The organism is Pantoea sp. SYBGC1 (assembly GCF_057197005.1).
Genome location: NZ_JBXUNM010000010.1, coordinates 85,616 through 103,522, shown reverse-complemented (window position 1 = coordinate 103,522; position 17,907 = coordinate 85,616). Strand labels below are relative to the sequence as shown.

The window sequence follows — 17,907 nt, the reverse complement described above, 5'->3', positions numbered from 1 at the left end:
GCAGTATAAATCTGCCGCTAACCGTGAAAAAAATGAATTAAAATCATCCGGACTATGCCATTAAGGAATGATCATGGATATACGCGCCCTGCGCTATTTTGTCGCCGTAGTACAGCAGCAGAGCTTTACCCGTGCAGCAGAGCAGCTCTATGTGACGCAGCCCACTATCAGCAAAATGGTGCGCCAGCTGGAAGAGGAGCTGGGGTGCGCACTGCTGCGGCGGGAGGGACGCCGTCTGCATCTCACTGACAGCGGTCAGGCGGTTTACCAGCGCGGTCTCGCGATCCTGCAGGAGTTTCATCAGCTGGAGGCGCAGATTGGTGATATTAATCAGCTGAAAACCGGTGAACTGCGCCTGGGTATTCCGCCGATGGTGGGTATGCAGATTGCCGGCTCAATTTCAGCATTTCAGCGCCGCTATCCCGGCGTGCAGCTGCATATTGCAGAATCAGGCGGGCTGACCGCACAGCAGGCGGTGCTGAGCGGCGCGCTGGATATTGCGCTTACCGCCCTGCCGGTTGAGCCCGGTTTACCGCTTAACACGCTGGAGCTGATGCGCCATCCGCTCTGCGTGCTGGTATCGCGCAGCGCGGCCTGGCACGCCCGTCCGCATCTGACGCTGGCAGAACTGGCGCAGCATCCGCTGCTGATCCTGAATGAAGAGTTTGCCCTTAACCGGCAGCTGATGCAGGCGTTTCAGCGTGAAGGCATAACGCCTCAGATTGCGCTGCGCAGCGGTCAGTGGGATTTTCTGGCTGCGATGGTGCAGGCGGGGATGGGCGTAGCCGTACTGCCGGAACCTATCTGTCAGCGGCTGGATCCGCAGTCGCTGGCATGGCTGCCGCTGGCATCTGCGCTGGAGTGGCGTATCGGATTGATCTGGCGGGAAGGGAGCTATCTGTCGCGCAGTGCGGAAGCCTGGATCAGCTGCTGCCGCACACACTGGCCGGATGATGCGCCGCGTCTGCAGGTGTGAGACGCGGCGGCATTCAAAGGCGGTTACTCCTCTTTCTCAATCAGCAGCGCTTCCAGCAGATCGAGATCGCGCAGCAGGCGCTGCATCGTTTCGTTAGAAATCTGCTGTGTTGCGCGCAGGTGATAGACTTCAGCACGCTCGGCGCGCAGCGCGGTCAGACGGAAACGACGCTCCAGATTCTCAGCAAACAGCGCCTGATCCACGTCATCCTTGCCATCCACGCGGCGGCGCAGATTGCCAATCACCCGCAGGCTGACCTCTTTAAGCAGCTCCGGATCGATATTCTCTTCGGTATCACTCTCCAGCCGCTGCTCCATCTTATGCAGGCTTTCAATCGCCACACCCGCCATCGCGGCTCGCGCATGCTGCAGTTCATGACGGTGGCCTGCTTTATCATGGCTGTCGATACCGCGCAGCAGGAGAGGCAGCAGGATAACGCCAACAAACAGGGAGAAGAGGATCACGCCGGTGGCGATGAATACCAGTTCATAACGCGCCGGGAAGGGCTCGCCATTGCTGAGAAACAGCGGAATAGAGAGCACGCCCGCCAGCGTAATCGCACCGCGTACGCCCGCAAAAGAGGCAATCAGCAGCTCGCGCAGCGAGTAGTTTGAGAATTCCAGCGGTTTTTTCTTCAGCAGGCGCATACTGGCGCGCTTCATGATCCAGAGCCAGCCGAAACGCACAATCATCAGCGCCGCATACACCAGCGCGACATCGGTAAACAGCATCCACAGCTCGACGTTGGGATCGGCATTCGCCTGCTCAACGGACGTCGCAAGGATATCCGGCAGCTGCAGGCCGAGCATCAGGAACACCATGCCGTTGAACACAAACTCCAGCATCTGCCAGACGCTGTTTGCACGCAGGCGCATCGCCAGCGGCGCCTGACGGATGATACCGGAGCGGGTGATGGTCATCCCGGCCGCGACGGCGGCAAGGATACCGGAGACGCCGAGGTGTTCAGCAATCAGGTAGGAGGCAAACGGCAGCAGCAGCAGCAGCACGGTCTGCGTCGCCGGATCGTCTCCGCTCCAGCGGCTCAGCAGGCGCAGCGAGCGGCCATAGAGCCAGCAAACGGCCACGCCGGCAATCAGTCCGCCAATGGCCACTTTAAGAAACTCCACGCTGGCGCCGCCCCAGGTAAAGACCATGGTGCCCATCGCCACGGCGACCGCGAACTTCAGCGATACCAAGCCAGAGGCGTCGTTCATCAGCGCCTCACCCTGCACAATCGACATGATTTTCTTTGGAATGCGTCCTTCGCCAACGATACCCGACAGCGCCACGGCGTCGGTCGGTGACAGCACGGCCGCCAGCGCAAAAGCCGGGATCAGCGGAATACCCGGTACCAGCCAGTAGATCAGGTAGCCGATACCGACCACGGTGATCAGCACCAGTACCAGCGCCAGCCCGAGGATCTCGCGACCGTGGCTCAGAAACTCATTGATAGGCGTCTTCCAGCCGTCAGCAAACAGCAGCGGCGGGATAAACAGCACCAGAAAGAGTTCCGGATCGAAATCAACGTGCAGGCCAAACGTGGGCCAGGCAAGTAAGGCACCCGCTGCGATCTGCACCAGCGGCAGCGGAATTTGAAACGGCAGGATTCTTGCCGCGACGCCGGAGAGTGAGACCACCAGCGTCATAATGAGAATAGTAAAAAAGATTTCCATGCTTTCCTTAGGCGAATCGAAATGGTTAAAAGCGAGGGTCGTTACGCTAAAAAGTGTAAAACAAAACGCCGCACATAGGGGGACCCGATGTGCGGCGCTGGCAAAGTCAGGGGATTATCTGGAAATTACTGGAGCCTGTGGTCAGATAGCCCAGCCTGCCGCATAAAAGGTGACCAGTGCGACAGCGATCGCCACTGTTCCCGCGTTAAGTTTGCGCCACTCCCCGGCAAACAGACGGCCAATCACCAGCGAGGCGAAGCCCAGCATAATGCCGGTCACGATGTTACAGGTCAGCACAATAAACACCGCGGTCAGCAGGCCTGACATGGCATCGACAAAATCGCTGAAATCAATTTTTGCCACGTTGCTCAGCATCAGTAACCCGACATACATTAGCGCCGGCGCGGTCGCATAGACCGGCACCAGACCGGCAAGCGGCGACATGAACAGCATCAGCAGAAACAGTACGCCCACGACGATAGCGGTTAAGCCGGTTTTGCCACCCGCTGCCGTACCGGCTGCTGATTCAATATAGACCGCTGCCGGAGACGCACCGACCAGGCCGGCAAACAGGCTGCTGAGGGAGTCGCTGGTCAGCGCCCGGCCGCCATTAAGGATCTGCCCTTCTTTATCGAGCAGATTGGCCTGCCCGGCGACCGCACGAATAGTACCGGTCGCATCGAACACCGCCGTCATAACCAGCGCCAGGACGCTGGGCAGTACGGCTGGCTGCAGCGCGCCTGCGATATCCAGACTGAACATCGCTGACTGACCGCTGGCATCCTTCAGACTTGGCATCGCAAACAGCCCCTGCCAGGTGACCGCCGGATCAAACACAAGCCCGATCAGTGAGATAGCCAGTATAGTCAGCAGGATCCCGCCGGGTACGCGACGTTTTTCCAGGCCAAAGATTGCCGCCAGACCCACCAGCGACATGATGACCGGAAACGCGGTGAAATCGCCCAGCGCCACCGGCAGGCCTGCGGCCGGATTTTTCACTACCAGACCAATACCGTCTGCTGCAATCAGCAGTAAAAACAGGCCGATCCCAACCCCGGTACCGTGCGCCACGCCCATCGGCAGATTACGTAAGATCCAGGCACGGATACCGGTTACCGAGATAAACGTAAACAGTAATCCCATCAGGAATACGGCACCCAGCGCGATCGGTACGCTGATGTGCTGCCCAAGCACCAGGCTGAATGCAGTGAAGGCGGTCAGCGAGATAGCACAGCCGATAGCCAGCGGCAGATTGGCCCAGAGTCCCATCAGCAGGGAGCCAAACCCGGCGACCAGGCAGGTGGCAACAAATACCGCCGTCGGGGAAAAGCCCGCTTTACCAAGCATGCCCGGTACTACAATAACCGAGTAGACCATGGCCAGAAAGGTGGTCAGCCCCGCCAGCACTTCCTGCCGCACGTTGCTGCCGCGTGCTGAAATGTGGAACCAGGCGTCCAGTTTTCCACTGGCCGGGCGTGAGTCGCCAGACATAATTATTCCTCTGCATATTTTAGATGTAAGTCGCCGCACAGCTGCCGCTTACGCATCACCCTGGTGGGGATTTCTCAAAGAGAAAAGAGGCGCAAACGATTACGCAGCTATGTACTTCCCGTCAAAGAGGGGGAGATAAAATGGCAGGCGATTATCTGGCGTTTGGGGTGACGTTTTCAACTGTTAATCGTCACCGGGCTGGAGAAAGCACGTCTGCGGTGACGGCGGATCAATTCGGGGCGCATTAATGCGCCCCCTACGATTACCGGATTCCGGGCCGCATACGGTTTTGTAGGGGCGCCATTAATGGCGCCCTGGCCCACGCGATTACCGGATTCCGGGCCGCATACGGGTTTTGTAGGGGCGCCATTAATGGCGCCCTGGCCCGCGGTAATTATTCGCTCCGGGGCGCATTAATGCGCCCCCTGCGGCGACATCGGCGCCCTGGCCCCGCGATTACCGGATATCGGGCCGGCGTCAGTCGCTGAATTTAATCGGGCCGCCCTGCTTCAGCGCTCGCTGCCAGGCGGCGCGCTGCTGCATCTCTTCCAGCCAGCGGGTGGTGGCAGGCAGATCGTGCAGGCCGCCGCGCATCTGAAGCGCCAGCAGCGGAAAACTCATCTGAACATCAGCGATACTGAAACGCGAACCGGCAAAAAACGCATGCTGACTTAAATGCTGTTCAATCACGCGGGTATGCAACGCCAGCTGCTTATTCAGCCAGGCTTTCTCCATGCCTTTACGCATGGCGCCGCCGATCGGGCGCAGCAGCCAGGGAACCGGTTTTTTGCTTAGCTGCGCAAAAACCAGCTTGATGATCAGCAGCGGCATCAGCGATCCCTCAGCATAATGCAGCCAGTAGCGCCCCTGAATCTGTTCATCTTCATTGCTCAGCGTCAGCTGCTGCTCGCTGTCATACTTCAGCTGCAGATACTCCAGAATGGCGCCAGATTCAGCAATAACGCGGTTGCCATCGGTTATTACCGGTGATTTCCCCAGCGGATGCACCTTCTTCAGCTCGTCGGGTGCCAGCATCGTATTTTCCCGCTGATAACGTTTGATCTGATACGGTACCGCCAGCTCTTCCAGCAGCCATAACACACGATGCGAACGGGAGTTTTCCAGATGATGAACGGTGATCATGTACAGCTCCTTGCTGATAAAGGTATCGCACCAGTATAGCGGATTAACGCCCCTGCTCACCCTGCTCACCCTGCTCCGGGTCAAGCAGCACGGCGCCTGATCCCTGCTGCGCCAGCCGGTCGCCGGGGTTGCGTAACGGACAGTCGCGCATCGACAAACAGCCACAGCCAATACATCCATCCAGATCGTTCCGCAGCCGCGTCAGCGTCTCAATGCGTTTATCCAGCTCCTCACGCCAGTGCTGCGTCAGCGCATCCCACTCCTGTGTCGACATCCGTTTATTCGCCGGGACATGCATCAGGCTCTCACCCACCGTCGCCAGCGGAATACCGATACGCTGCGCAATTTTAATGATCGCCACGCGGCGCAGCACGTCACGGCTGTAGCGTCGCTGATTGCCATTATTACGGGTGCTGGAGATCAATCCTTTGGTTTCATAAAAGTGCAGTGCCGAGACCGCTACGCCGCTACGTTTAGCCACTTCCCCTGGCGTCAGCACCGGCTTTGGATAGTTACGCTCTTTTTTTACCATCAGCCTTTACCTCAAGTTAACTTGAGGAACTATACTCGCTCACCATCAAAAGTACGAATTTCTCACCGGGTGATACCCCTTCAGAAGGATGAGGCTATGATGCAACAGGAAATCATTCATTCACTGACTAACTGGATCGATCAGAATCTGGATAAAGCACTGTCGATTGATGATGTGGCAGCAAAATCGGGTTACTCAAAATGGCATCTGCAGCGTATGTTCCGTACCGTCACGAAACAGACGCTGGGTGGCTATATTCGTGAACGACGTCTGACGATGGCGGCAGAAGCGCTGCTGCAGACGCAGCGACCGGTTTTTGATATCGCTATGCAGTATGGTTACGATTCGCAGCAAACCTTTTCGCGCGTGTTCCGCCGGCAGTTTTCGCAGACGCCTACGGCGTATCGTCACGCCATGCGTCGTCAGGCGATTGCGCAACGGCCTCGCCTGCTTAGCTTTGACTGCGGCGATAATATGAACAGCTTCGCCCAGCGCACCACCGGTGAATGCTGCCCTGTCCGGTAATCAGCGCGCCTGCTTCAGGCGCTCTCTTCCAACTTTAGCCGCGCGTCCCAGCCCGCCTTCGCGGGTACAAAATTTGTTCAAAATTTCAAATCCGCTGATATAATGTGATCCAAATCACACTTAATCCGACGTGAGAGCGTTTCCTGACGCGCTCTTTGCCGTCAGTGATGTCCGGTTAATGTCAGGGATATTACTGATTTGAAGAGGTTTCGCGTCAATGGCTACGTTAACAACCAGTTTACTGGTAATGCGCTGGGGTATTCTGAGCGCTGTTCTGATGTTTCTCGCCAGCTCGATGAAAATAAAACTGCGGCAAAAGAGCCATCCGGTTATGGCGCTGCTGTGCGGTGGTCTTGGCGTGGGGATGTCCTGCTGGTTTGTGACCGGACTACTGGGTATTACGCTGAGCATGGAGAACGTGCACAACTTTATGCAGATTAGCAAACAGGCTTTTATCGATGTGATGAGTCAGGCGCCGACTGAGTGGCCAATACCCTGAACAGTATGCATAAAAAACCCCGCGCTGCGGGGTTCTTTATATTGCTGTGCGATCAAATTTTCTTCAACACGGCGGGAATACCGACTTCCGCAACCGAAACGCCCGGTCTCTTCGTACCGCGACGATCCTGAATCCACATATCACCCATCATCTGGTCCAGTCCGCGGTCCAGACCGGTTACCAGCCCGGCACCCGGCGTGAAGGTCAGCTCACCAAAGTAGATCTCTTCACCGTGGATATACCAGTCAACGCGGACATAGTCGAAATCGCTGGCCAGCGTCTTACTCAGCGCCAGCGCCTTCTGCAGCTGCGGCAGAATAGGCTCAACATCCAGACCGGTATCGCGGATCTTGTGATACGCCTCGTTCAGATTGTTGACGTAAAAATTCATCGACAACAGCGGGTTGCAGCGATTGTAGATCACCTGCAGCACATATTCAAAACTGCCATCGCGCTTGTTGAACATGTGAAATTTGTAGTCAATCGGCGCACTTTTGCCATCGCCAATGTACTGCTCTACCAGAATCCGCGGCTTGATGTAGCGATAGTGGATCTCACGCGCTTCATTCGCAAAGTCCGTTTTCAGCCAGCGATGACAGTCGCTGATGATCTGCTGCTTCTTCAGCGCATCCGGCTCTTCCAGCAGGATCTCAACCATGTTGGAACCATGGTTAGGCTTGATCACAGTGTTCTTCCACTGCGACAGCGTGTGGAGCGAATGCGGATCGCTGGTCTCGTAAACCAGCGGGATCAGATACTCACTGCCTACCTTCTCAGCTATGTATTCGCGTACTGAATACTTGTCCGACAGGCGACCATAGATTTGATAGTCGCCATACACAAATTTGCGATACAGCACCTTCTCGTTAAACACCTTTGGCTCGCGCAGATTAGGCAGCTTACGGAATTTACGGAAGTAGTAGATGCGATCCTGCGTAGCCCAGGGCATCTTCTTGATAAAATACTGAACGCTTCTTCTGAGTTCTTCTTTCAACCTGAGCATATCTGACCTCATTTGTAGGTTTTGTAGTTGAGTGAGGAAACCTGAATTTTTTGAATGACGCCGTTTTTAAAGAAGTAATTCATTACGGTAAGGGAGAGCAGCTCAGTGATGAAGACGCTCCAGGCGGCACCCATAATGCCGTAGCCCTGGATCAGCCACCAAGAGAGCGGCAGGCTGATAACCATCAGGCAGAGGATCTTCTTCAGCAGATAGTTAAACCCGCCCTCTTTGACCATGTAGCGGTAAGCTACGGTCCCCATTGCCGAAAAGCAGGTTGCTAACGACAGTAACGTAACGAGACTTCCCGATTGTGTGTACTCGTGACCATATAACGCGATGATGATCTTCTCGCCAAACATGGCGATCACCGCCAATAACAGCAATGAAACTCCCATGACATAGCCGTTCAGCCGCGCGGTGAGTTTGATTGCGGCTGCTCCACGCTCACGGAAAATTTCCGAAAAGCAGGAAGTGATGATGGCAACCGGAATAAAAATCCAGGAAGCCGAAATGGTGTTGGCCGCGGCGAACAGGCCCAGATCGCGGGCGGAGGCGATGCCGGCCAGAAACATTTGTGCCGCTTTCACCTGCACGGAGATAAAAATACTGGAGATAGCCAGCGGCAAACCGGCATACATCAGGTAGCGCAGATAGGTAGTGCGTTTCTGCTGCGGCGGCGCAATATCCTGATGCTCACGGTAAAAATTGATGCGCTTGATGAGATAAGGCACCAGCGTTACCGCCACGATGGATACGGTCAGCCACAGCGGATTGAGATGCAGCCACGCGATGGTAAAGCTCAGCGCAAAGCCAAGCAGCAGTCCCACTGAGTTAGCCAGCGTATTGAGCCGCGACGCGAGACGTGCGTTGTTGTAGACGCTAAAAGTGTCCTGCGTTACAAATACCGAGGAGATAAATGAGGCCAGCGCAAACGCGAGAAAATTCTCCTGCATGTTGTACCAGACCCAAATCAAGACCGGAATAGAGGTCAGCAGCAGCAAGGCGAGGCGCATGGTGCGCGCCACGGCCATCAGACGCAGACCTTTAGGCGCACTTTTGCTGATGCGCTTAAACAGGATGGTTTCGGTACCGAAAATCGCCACGGTCTGCACCATGGAGAATAGCGAAGCTGAAAATGCCATTTGGCCAAATATGGTCGGGCCAAACGATTTTGCCACATAGGAGGTGACAAAGATGACGCCAAACACCGAGACGACTTTTTCAGACATCATCCAGACGGCATTAGACATTACGCTCAATTTCATTGACTGGTCCTTAGTATTACTTACAGCAACTGCCTTGCGGTAAAACGTCCTTGAAATGAATTAACAAGCGCTCAGTGGGCCTGACAAAAATTAATAACTTCAAACCAGGCTGGTCCGAAAAATGAGACTCGCGTCAGGATTTAGAAGAGAAATTCAGGAAAATTCTGATTAAATCTGGTGCGAATTTCAGCGGATGTAAACGATTTCAACCCGAATTCGAGACAAAAGTTTACTGGCACGCCCTCTCTTTTTTGCAAGAAAGCTGTACCGAATATCCAATGTTTGTCGTATTTTTCTGCATTTGGGATGGAATGAATCTATATCAAAAAGCCAATGCCAGGAAGATGTTCATTGGCATTCATAATAAAATAAGATTTATCCCATGATGATATTTATTCTAAATATCTTAATTTATCCCTCGCAATTCAAATCGCGCACTTTAATACTGCATTAATACCGTTTTTGCAGTACCAGATATTAATACAGTAATTCTCATCCACTAATTGATAAGAAAGGTAAGAGCATTTATGAGAAAGTCACGATATAGCGAAGAGCAAATCACCAATGCCATTAAAGCTTCTGAAACAGGAGTAAAAGTCAGGGAGATTTGTGAAGAGCTCGGCATTTCAGAGGCGACCTTCTACAGCTGGAAGAAGAAATTTTCAGGTCTGTCTTCTGAAGAAGGAAGAAAAATCAAAGAGTTAGAGGACAAGCTGCAAAATCTTACCCGCGAGCTGCAAACGCTAAGTTCCGATAAAGAGATGCTGCAGAGCGTACTCAAAAACTTCTTTACCACCAACGAAAAGCGTCAGGCAGTCAACTTTTTGCAGACAACCTTTGATATTGGAACCCGCCGCAGCTGTCGTTTGCTCGACATTAGCCGCAGCGTTTACCACTATCCGTCAGGATCGGAAAATCGCTAATAGTTGTAAGGCCGCTGTTATTTGACTAAATGCTGAGATTTGTTCTTACCAGAAGAGATAAAGATCATTTAATCCGGCGTTCATAATATAACAATTCGCACCTCTTTTTCCTGATGAGTAATGACAGGAAAATGCTTCTTTTTTTGCGGTAAAATTGATTAACACCAGCAAAAGCCTTGTATTTTAAGCCATTTAGACGTTGCCCAATCTCATTGCGGTGAGATTGGCGCTTCGTTTATTTCATTAACACTGCTGTTGCTGACCTTAAATCATCGTTGTTTTTAATTAGCACAACTGAACATCCCCTCCGGCTGCACCACTTTTACCCTCTCATTTACCCTGGTCCTGACGGCTGCGCTTAAAAATCGATGCGTCGCCTGGGATAATCAATTTATGATTTAATTTCTCCAGGACTTTTCCCGCTAAAAAACGTAATGAGCTTTAAACTATATGAGATAAAAAGCGATATGACCGATAAATAACATGCGGTTATTTGTCGCTGGTTTTAATATTTTTCTGCGGATTGTGACCGGGATCATTCTTAACCACACCGCTCTCGCTTGATACCTGAATGGTTTTTCTTCCCGATAAACAGGGCCACTCTCTGATTAAAACCGGGGGCAGCAGATCGCTTTTAGCCATTTTTTATTCTCATTTCTTCTCATGAACAGGCAGATGCGACCCCGCTACGTATAAAAAACAGACGGTACCGGCCGGTTGTCATCAGCGTGAGCGTGCCAGAGCGGCGGAGCTTTATGTAAAAAGGTGATTAAAAGAAGAGCTTTTTACTCACTTAAGGGCATATAGCGGCAGATGCGCAGGCGATGAGGCGGGGGAATCAAGCAAAAGCGGGTGGGCTAAATTCTTAAAAACGCCGGCAGAACGCGACAAATTGACGCTGGCTGAACATCACTGGCCGCAGCCACTGGATGAGGAGGCGTGAAAAACAGAGAGTCTGGAAACCTCAGCAAAAGCGGTTAGCGACATAATAATAAGCCGGGCAAAACCCGCGTGGCTCTGGCTGTAAAAAAGCGCATCATTACTGGCGGGCTATATCGCAGCGTAAACCTGCCGGGCTGACGCTGCGGCACTTCTGTTTTCGTCAGGCTGTCCGTTGCCTCTCAATCTCAGTCAGTAACTTCTGAACTAACCCTGCAGCGAAACGCTATCGGCTAACAAGCTCATCTTCGTCTTCATCGTTCTCGCTATGGAAACGTGCATAGGCAACAGCCCCCACCTTTTCATAGCCTTCACCATGCTCGTCATCCCCAAAACGTCTGCCAAGCGCTGCCAGCCCGTCCGTCAAAGCCTCCGGGTGCTGCTTTGAACGAATACGCTGAACGAATAGAGCTGCGACTTCCTCTACCGAACCGGAATATCTGATCACGTGGATTAGGTCAGCAGCATCCTTCCTCTCCTGCCGTTGATCTAAAGCCAGCGCTTTCAGAATCACAAATGCTGGCACGTCTGCAAATCGCACTGTATCTACTGATATACCATTACCATCCAGAAGCTGTGCAGAAACGGTCTTCTCCTGATACCAGTCGTGGACGATTCTGGCATGCTTAATTGTTAGCGCCGAAACTCTTTCCCCATCGACGCTGATGGTCCGGCCTGGCTCCTCATTACCCGCATCCCGGAGAAGCTCAACGACTACTTCGATGTTGTCATTGACCCTGCGACGCCAGCGCCAGGACGCAGGCTGCCCATCTTCAATCCATCGGGTAAAGCCGCGTGCTTTTAGCTGCTGCGCAAGGCTAGCGTACTCGTTGCCGGCTGCCAGTATTTCAAGGTTTAACACAACATCTACGTCTGAAGTTCCCGCATGTACAGGAATTTCAGGCGGAGTCGCTGGTGTAAGGTAACGGGGGACCAAACCACCGACAAGTCTCAGAGTTTCTCTCAAATTTCCAAAGGCGCTTAACAGTGTAAGCAGCGTCCTCTCGCATGCCAGTGTGACATTTTGATCGTATCCAGCCGCTGTACGAGGTTTCAATTCCGTTGCCATAAAGACTCCAATCGTTCTCTGATATGTTGCGCCAGTTCCTTGTTGCGGCCCCGACCATCTAACAAGTCCAGATACAGAATGTAAGGACTGGCGAAAAAGACAGGCTGATCCAAGTGCATATATCGATAAAGCAAACTCGCAGGTTCGCGCTCAATGAGCGTAACGTTTGCCCCTTTACTCACTGGCTTCAGGTTTAATCTATCAGCCATCTTATCCGCATAGCCCCTGGGCACAATGATCTCTGCTCCCTCAGTACTGGTCAGCAGTGGAGCATAAACATTCGCTGCAGCAGCACCCGTAAATGCCCACGGATAATCCACTTTCTGACGGTCTATCTCTTCCGCCAGGTGAGCCAGCAAATGCTCGGGCGTTTCGACAAAGGTGTACCACTTTGACCTCTTTTCTTTACGCCCCTGCCACTGCTCAGACCAGGCGTCCAAAAGCTTATCAGGGTGAGTGAGCATTCTGCGCTTGCCCGGCCCTCTACCAGTAGACTCCACCCATTCAAGCAATGTTAGTTCCTGCAGGACAAGAGAGCAGGTGTATGGAGATGTTTCGGCATTTTCGGCCAGTTCTGCGCCGGTCAACCACTTATGGCTATTTATCAGAAGCGCATGTATTACACTTTCCCGAGCCTCAGTGAAAAGCTCAATGCCATGAGTCTTCTTTTTGGTACGGTGGGAAGGCTTTTCGATGTTAATGAGCCAGCCTTCATGCTTCAGATAAAGGCTACCCCCCAGCTCGAATGAGGCGATATTTTGATTCCTGAGCTCCTGTTTAGCCCCGGGACTCAACTCACCTGCAGCAAGCAGTCCAATCGCTTCGTGACAATCACTGGTTTCATCTATGCTTCTGCGAAGCTGGTAGACAGCATTTCTCAGGTCTCTTGGGTAGACCTTTTTTTTGACGTCGACAAATACCTGCAGGGTTTTACCCGGAGTCTTGATCACAATCTTGCCATCAAGTTCAACTCCAGCTTCGGGAAGCTCGTGTGAGGCATTCAGCACAGAAGCTTCGGAGCCGAAGGCTTCAGCAATAGCTTCCCTCAGTGCATCCAGCATCTGTTGTTCAAATCCTGAATAATGTGGGTAATGGCTCATGACATTCGTTTCCAGCCCGTTATTAGCTGTGCAAAAATAAAGCTAGCTTAGCTAATATTAGCCATAATTGCATCATTAGCTGCTCAGCTAATAATGGCTTTAATGCTAATATTGCTCTTTCCTGCTTTGCATGAGCTGGCGCGTCCATACAGATAAAATATGTCACTCTTTTTTCTCCTGGCTGTCATGCAGGATCTTTGAATCAAAAAACGGATATGAATTGATATTTGATGAGTGCCGAAAGTAAAAAATAAAAAGCCCCTGTATTAACAGGGGCTTGCGCATATATCTTTAAAGGTGACTTATCAGTCAGCTTCAGAACGGTTAGATTCACCTGATATGTCACAACCATATGTGCCATCAATAAAAAAATGCCATATGTAAAGGGATATTGGCATCCCACCCCGAGAAAAAACTTAAAATGTAATGTTATTTGTAAAGTTTTCCCTAACCTTACCTATTAAACACTACATTGTCAGCAGCGATTACTGAGTAGATGGATCAGCCCAAAAACCAAGTTTGCATCATGAGACAATTTTGTTTTCGTTAGATTGGTCGTTGCTGTTGCCTATCAATCCCGGGCAGTAAGCTCAGGACTAACCGTGTTGCAACACGCTGACGACCAGCAAGCTCGTTTTAGCCGTCTTCGCCGTTCTACTGATAGACCTAATCGCCTGTCTTATAATTGACAATTATGGAGCCTAGATGAAAATGTGGGGTGTCAGACTTTTCATCCACAAGTTAGTGATATAATGCTCCACCATATGTTGACATATACCGAGGTATTCATGAAAAACCATGTTGATATAAAACTCCAAAGATTGATAAGGGCGCGGTATGACGCCGCGTTCGAAATTTGGAGTGAATGTAAATGGTTAGAAATCGGGCCTGGCGTCGCCACCATATATATCGGTTAAAATCCAAGAGAAAAACATATCGAACTACGGTCGCTAAAACACCGAAAGTTGTAGGGAAAATTTACCAAACACCTTGTTCATGTTCTTGTTATATTTGTGGTAATGAACGAATCAACCATGGCGAAAACACTCAAGAACGCCGTGCAAAGTCACGGTACACTGATTAATTTACATTAAGTATGTAAGAGAATAGTCAGGCTGGTTTTGACACCTGTAAACCTAATCCGGTGTGTCTCCAAGCTGGATAGAATGATGCCTAAGTCACTTTTGTCTCGACAACCCCCTACTACATAGGCCAAAAGCTGTGCAGTAGGGGGTTACCTCAAAGGAAAGACTCAGGCGAATCTTGCCAAGCATAATTCCCATGCATAGGGCAATCATACCTGTTAGCGCTGGTGTGTGCGGCTGCCAACAGCCATTAAGGGTGCCTGATGCGCTTCCTATCAGTATACAGCGTTGCTAAGTTTCGCGTCCAGTTCCTTTGCAAAATCAAAGTCATTCCATTTTGTAAACCAATATTCATTTAATGATATAATTCTTTTTACATACGATTCGTCAATTCCATAACGAGAAAGCAGAGCCTTCTTAAAAGAAACAGATATGTATGGGCAAGCAATTAGGTCCAACGTTAAGTGAACCAATTCAGACTCATTTAAAAGTGTATCAACTTTCATGCTATAAATATTATCAATATGAAGCAAAAGATGCGCCCTGACTCCATCATATCTTTTCTTGTCACTCATATAAAACATTAGAGAAGTAATGGAAAAGTAATTCAAGTTATCATCAAATGAGTAGACACCACCATCAAAGCTAATATTAAAATACTTCATCAAGCTTTTTTCACCTAACCAATAATATTTACCAAGCTGTCTAATCAGCACTAATAAATACAAGGTTTCGATAGGTGTTGTTTTATCAACAGAATATTTATCTAAAATAGAACATGAGTTATCGAATACACATTTGAATACAATATGCTGATATTCCTCACCTAATTTTTGATCTTTAACAAACATAATTATTTGCTGAATTATTCTACATAATTTTATGGTGCTATTCACTTTAGGGGCAACTGCATATATAAAATATGTGAAATTCACCACAGATACAATAGCATTAATTAATTGGCGGTCGCCACTTCCATCTTTTGAAAGCTCTTTATAATCTTTAAAAAGTGTCTTGATTTTCCTTTCAATTATAGACAATGAATAGTTTAAGATATCTGAATATGTTATGCCTGATACAGAAAGTATCGATTTAAAGTCGGTAGATAAACTATTTTGATGTATGTAGACATTTTCTTTCTTTGAATCTTCATCTAGAGAATCATTTTCAGCAATGTTGTAAGATATTCTTTCCGATATCAGATTCGCTATTTTTTTCTTGGCAATAGTTATTGGCGTTATTATTGGGCGCGAAAACCTCTCTTCTTTATATTTATTCAAACTTAGCTTATAAGTCTTTAGATTTGTCTGCGTACTTATTCTAATTTTATTAAACACATCCTCGTCATTATAAAAAATGAAATAATCATCGACGCAGCGATATACTTGGTAATCCTCCCCAAGAACTAAACCGTCTTTATTAAGATCATTGATGATATTATTATCTACGGACTGCAGTATTATCTCTGCAAAAATCCTGGATAATTCCGGTCCAATTATTATGCCATTTGTTTCGTTGTAGTTCGACCTCTGCATTAATTGATCAAATTTAAATGGGAATGTCGACTTTGTTTTATTTAAATGTAGTTTTGCATAACTTTTTTGCAAAACAGCCCATGAAATTGAATGGGTGTAAATTGAATCAAAACAGTTAGATACATCTAATTTAGAGAGAAAATTAAAACGTTTTTCACACCAATGATGATCTTCAGATTCATAAAACTCAAAAATATTACGATATTTCTTATACACAAAAAAAGATTTTAAATTTTCATAATCTTGGCCTTCAACCTCAATACTTAAATCTTCTTTGTCAAAACTTTCAATAAGAGACTTCGAATCGATGTAAGTACAACCAGCGACCCTTTTTGCTGATCTGAGGCTAAATGGGCTAACATTAGAATAGTATGTTATTAAATCTTTATAATTTCTATAAAAATCAACACCTAATAACTGCCCCTTAGGGTGCATTAGTGACAAATATCTGTATTCTTTATGCTTATGCGAAATTGGAAAAGTAAAGGCAATACTAGGTAGTTTAGCATGCTCAATATCTGTAATAATATAACTAATGCCATTATCAACTATTTCAACTGTTGCGGTGTTCTGTTCAAGACCCAATAAAAGTAGAATTAAACTATTTAAACAACAATCTCTCTTTAACCATATAAAATTCAATCCATCATGTTTTATTTGATGTTTAACAATAAAGTTGTAGAGATGTCTATTTGAAAAAATAATAGGAACTTCATATGGTAGAAAATCGGAAAGAACTACTCGCTCTATTGGGAAATTTATAGATAATGCTTTTTTAGACATGTGACCACCCCTTAGATATATCGCTAAAATCGATGAAACTAAATTTCCTAAAAATTTTATCTTCAAATCCTTTTTTAAAAGAAAACCTACTAATTCTTTTTTTAAGTTTCTGATCTTGCAATCCATTTATTTTGTTAGATAAATAAGCATCTAATCCGCTTAAATCAGATAAATCAGTTATGAATCGATTGCTAAAATATATGCCAACAAAAGCTTTTGACTTACTATTATAAAGCCGAGTATTTCCGGTAAGGAATTTCATTCTAAGTAAAATATTTCTTGCTGCTCTCTTCGGTGTTTTACTAACACTCTGATTATATTCATAAAATATTTTATCAATCCTATTCCTTATTTTTTGGACTTTATTAGAACTCATCTTTATACTACAACCTCCAGCAGTTATCTGGAATTTATAGCCTAGATACTCAAAGTTTTTGTTAGATTGCGTAAATAAGTCCAACTCTTTTGTTTTATTATTAAGAAGCAAGCCACGGTCATTTATAATATTAGTGATCTTGGGGAGATAGTCACCTATATTCCCTCCTTTATTTGGTGAGAAGATTACTATCAAATCATCTACAAATCGTTCATAATAAGTAACATCTGATAGCGTTCTTATTTTATTATCCACAACACTCATATACAGCTCAGATAAATACGAACTTATGCCTACACCACGAGGCACTCCTTTATCTAACCCTGTCAAAGCCTGATACTTTCTAATTAACTGCGTAATAACCCGACGTGGAGGAACAGATAATTTAGGTGACGAATGCAAAATATCTAATAAAGACTTATGATTTATAGATTCATAAAAACTTTCAACATCGGCCCTGATTATGTACTTTGGACTCATTTCCTTAGCCAAAGCGCTTAGGCGACTGATAATCAGATCCCTATTATTCGATTTTATTGTGTATAAAGAACTTAAAATATATTTTATTTGCCAAGATACAAATAATGCTTCAACTGAATTCCCAATTGAATATACATTTTTATTTTTCACTTGTTGTGGCAACAATGTCAGAGGTAAAGTATACCCTTTCACACTGACATTACTTGCAATAACCTTCAACTTACTATTTACTTCATTATTATATTGCTCCTTCCTTAGTTTGATATGCGAATTAATTTTTCCTTTCTTTTCTTCAAATTTATCCGTGCTAATCTGACCATTTTTATGTCTTCTTGCGAGCCAATAAATAAAACCTTTTAGCCTTATCATTTTTTTCCTGATTTTATAAGCATCAGGAAAGTGTTCAACTTCTATAGCACCTTTATTTTTCCTATCCAAGTCGTATATTCTTCTAAAGTTTTTTGCTGAAAAAGACTGGTCAATCATTTTCAATCTCCTTTATGACCAATA

Annotated in this window: 14 protein-coding genes; 4 read left to right on the top strand and 10 right to left on the bottom strand. The window is 48.0% G+C overall.

All coding sequences use genetic code 11. The features are described from left to right. The first annotated feature begins 73 nt into the window (after positions 1 to 73). Positions 74 to 976: a LysR family transcriptional regulator gene (locus AC2CF9_RS15400; RefSeq protein WP_150018221.1), complete on the top strand. Its 903-nt coding sequence runs from the start codon at positions 74 to 76 to the stop codon at positions 974 to 976. Positions 977 to 999: 23 nt separating this feature from the next. Here AC2CF9_RS15400 and AC2CF9_RS15395 read toward each other — a convergent pair whose 3' ends face one another. The 4 genes from AC2CF9_RS15395 to soxR form a co-directional block, all read right to left on the bottom strand. After that, complete coding sequence (locus AC2CF9_RS15395; RefSeq protein WP_039382034.1) at positions 1,000 to 2,649, bottom strand: Na+/H+ antiporter; 1,650 nt, start codon at positions 2,647 to 2,649, stop codon at positions 1,000 to 1,002. Positions 2,650 to 2,790: 141 nt separating this feature from the next. Beyond that, positions 2,791 to 4,140: an NCS2 family permease gene (locus AC2CF9_RS15390; RefSeq protein ID WP_484557391.1), complete on the bottom strand. Its 1,350-nt coding sequence runs from the start codon at positions 4,138 to 4,140 to the stop codon at positions 2,791 to 2,793. A 477-nt stretch (positions 4,141 to 4,617) separates the two neighbouring features. Next, the gene (locus tag AC2CF9_RS15385; protein ID WP_039385684.1) at positions 4,618 to 5,283 is read right to left on the bottom strand and encodes a glutathione S-transferase family protein; all 666 of its coding nucleotides are present in this window, start codon (positions 5,281 to 5,283) and stop codon (positions 4,618 to 4,620) included. Positions 5,284 to 5,326: 43 nt separating this feature from the next. Beyond that, positions 5,327 to 5,815 (bottom strand): redox-sensitive transcriptional activator SoxR, encoded by a 489-nt coding sequence (gene soxR / locus AC2CF9_RS15380; RefSeq protein ID WP_484557390.1) that lies wholly within the window; start codon positions 5,813 to 5,815, stop codon positions 5,327 to 5,329. A 96-nt stretch (positions 5,816 to 5,911) separates the two neighbouring features. Here soxR and soxS point away from each other — a divergent pair, with 96 nt between their 5' ends. Next, positions 5,912 to 6,340 (top strand): superoxide response transcriptional regulator SoxS, encoded by a 429-nt coding sequence (gene soxS / locus AC2CF9_RS15375; protein ID WP_484557389.1) that lies wholly within the window; start codon positions 5,912 to 5,914, stop codon positions 6,338 to 6,340. Between the two features lie 217 nt (positions 6,341 to 6,557). Continuing rightward, the gene (locus tag AC2CF9_RS15370) at positions 6,558 to 6,839 is read left to right on the top strand and encodes a YjcB family protein (RefSeq protein WP_150018217.1); all 282 of its coding nucleotides are present in this window, start codon (positions 6,558 to 6,560) and stop codon (positions 6,837 to 6,839) included. Positions 6,840 to 6,891: 52 nt separating this feature from the next. Here AC2CF9_RS15370 and AC2CF9_RS15365 read toward each other — a convergent pair whose 3' ends face one another. Together AC2CF9_RS15365 and AC2CF9_RS15360 are read right to left on the bottom strand one after the other, a co-directional pair. After that, positions 6,892 to 7,842, bottom strand: a complete 951-nt coding sequence (locus AC2CF9_RS15365; protein ID WP_039382021.1) for an ATP-grasp fold amidoligase family protein — start codon at positions 7,840 to 7,842, stop codon at positions 6,892 to 6,894. A gap of 8 nt (positions 7,843 to 7,850) precedes the next feature. Beyond that, positions 7,851 to 9,107, bottom strand: coding sequence for an MATE family efflux transporter (locus tag AC2CF9_RS15360; protein WP_039382019.1), 1,257 nt, complete (start codon positions 9,105 to 9,107; stop codon positions 7,851 to 7,853). Between the two features lie 527 nt (positions 9,108 to 9,634). Between AC2CF9_RS15360 and AC2CF9_RS15355 the strand changes: the two genes are divergently transcribed. Further along, positions 9,635 to 10,030, top strand: a complete 396-nt coding sequence (locus AC2CF9_RS15355; protein WP_039382017.1) for a transposase — start codon at positions 9,635 to 9,637, stop codon at positions 10,028 to 10,030. 1,165 nt (positions 10,031 to 11,195) lie between these two features. On the opposite strand, the gene AC2CF9_RS15350 is transcribed toward AC2CF9_RS15355, so the two are convergent. The 4 genes from AC2CF9_RS15350 to drt3a form a co-directional block, all read right to left on the bottom strand. Next, positions 11,196 to 12,038 (bottom strand): hypothetical protein, encoded by an 843-nt coding sequence (locus AC2CF9_RS15350; RefSeq protein ID WP_484557388.1) that lies wholly within the window; start codon positions 12,036 to 12,038, stop codon positions 11,196 to 11,198. Beyond that, positions 12,023 to 13,138, bottom strand: coding sequence for a type IV toxin-antitoxin system AbiEi family antitoxin (locus AC2CF9_RS15345; RefSeq protein ID WP_484557387.1), 1,116 nt, complete (start codon positions 13,136 to 13,138; stop codon positions 12,023 to 12,025). The genes AC2CF9_RS15350 and AC2CF9_RS15345 overlap by 16 nt, the downstream gene beginning before the upstream one ends. A 1,360-nt stretch (positions 13,139 to 14,498) precedes the next feature. Continuing rightward, positions 14,499 to 16,541: an antiviral reverse transcriptase Drt3b gene (drt3b, locus tag AC2CF9_RS15340; RefSeq protein WP_484557386.1), complete on the bottom strand. Its 2,043-nt coding sequence runs from the start codon at positions 16,539 to 16,541 to the stop codon at positions 14,499 to 14,501. Beyond that, entirely contained in the window at positions 16,534 to 17,883 is a 1,350-nt protein-coding gene (drt3a, locus tag AC2CF9_RS15335; RefSeq protein ID WP_484557385.1) for an antiviral reverse transcriptase Drt3a, read from the bottom strand. The genes drt3b and drt3a overlap by 8 nt, the downstream gene beginning before the upstream one ends. Positions 17,884 to 17,907: the final 24 nt, after the last annotated feature.

Bases quoted from the DNA above. Each gene is read 5' to 3' on its own strand.
- AC2CF9_RS15400 (WP_150018221.1), top strand. From the start codon at position 74: ATGGATATACGCGCCCTGCGCTATTTTGTCGCCGTAGTACAGCAGCAG.
- AC2CF9_RS15360 (WP_039382019.1), bottom strand. From the start codon at position 9,107: ATGAAATTGAGCGTAATGTCTAATGCCGTCTGGATGATGTCTGAAAAA.
- soxR (WP_484557390.1), bottom strand. From the start codon at position 5,815: ATGGTAAAAAAAGAGCGTAACTATCCAAAGCCGGTGCTGACGCCAGGG.
- AC2CF9_RS15390 (WP_484557391.1), bottom strand. From the start codon at position 4,140: ATGTCTGGCGACTCACGCCCGGCCAGTGGAAAACTGGACGCCTGGTTC.
- AC2CF9_RS15345 (WP_484557387.1), bottom strand. From the start codon at position 13,138: ATGAGCCATTACCCACATTATTCAGGATTTGAACAACAGATGCTGGAT.
- soxS (WP_484557389.1), top strand. From the start codon at position 5,912: ATGATGCAACAGGAAATCATTCATTCACTGACTAACTGGATCGATCAG.
- AC2CF9_RS15365 (WP_039382021.1), bottom strand. From the start codon at position 7,842: ATGCTCAGGTTGAAAGAAGAACTCAGAAGAAGCGTTCAGTATTTTATC.
- drt3a (WP_484557385.1), bottom strand. From the start codon at position 17,883: ATGATTGACCAGTCTTTTTCAGCAAAAAACTTTAGAAGAATATACGAC.
- AC2CF9_RS15350 (WP_484557388.1), bottom strand. From the start codon at position 12,038: ATGGCAACGGAATTGAAACCTCGTACAGCGGCTGGATACGATCAAAAT.
- AC2CF9_RS15395 (WP_039382034.1), bottom strand. From the start codon at position 2,649: ATGGAAATCTTTTTTACTATTCTCATTATGACGCTGGTGGTCTCACTC.
- AC2CF9_RS15385 (WP_039385684.1), bottom strand. From the start codon at position 5,283: ATGATCACCGTTCATCATCTGGAAAACTCCCGTTCGCATCGTGTGTTA.
- AC2CF9_RS15355 (WP_039382017.1), top strand. From the start codon at position 9,635: ATGAGAAAGTCACGATATAGCGAAGAGCAAATCACCAATGCCATTAAA.
- drt3b (WP_484557386.1), bottom strand. From the start codon at position 16,541: ATGTCTAAAAAAGCATTATCTATAAATTTCCCAATAGAGCGAGTAGTT.
- AC2CF9_RS15370 (WP_150018217.1), top strand. From the start codon at position 6,558: ATGGCTACGTTAACAACCAGTTTACTGGTAATGCGCTGGGGTATTCTG.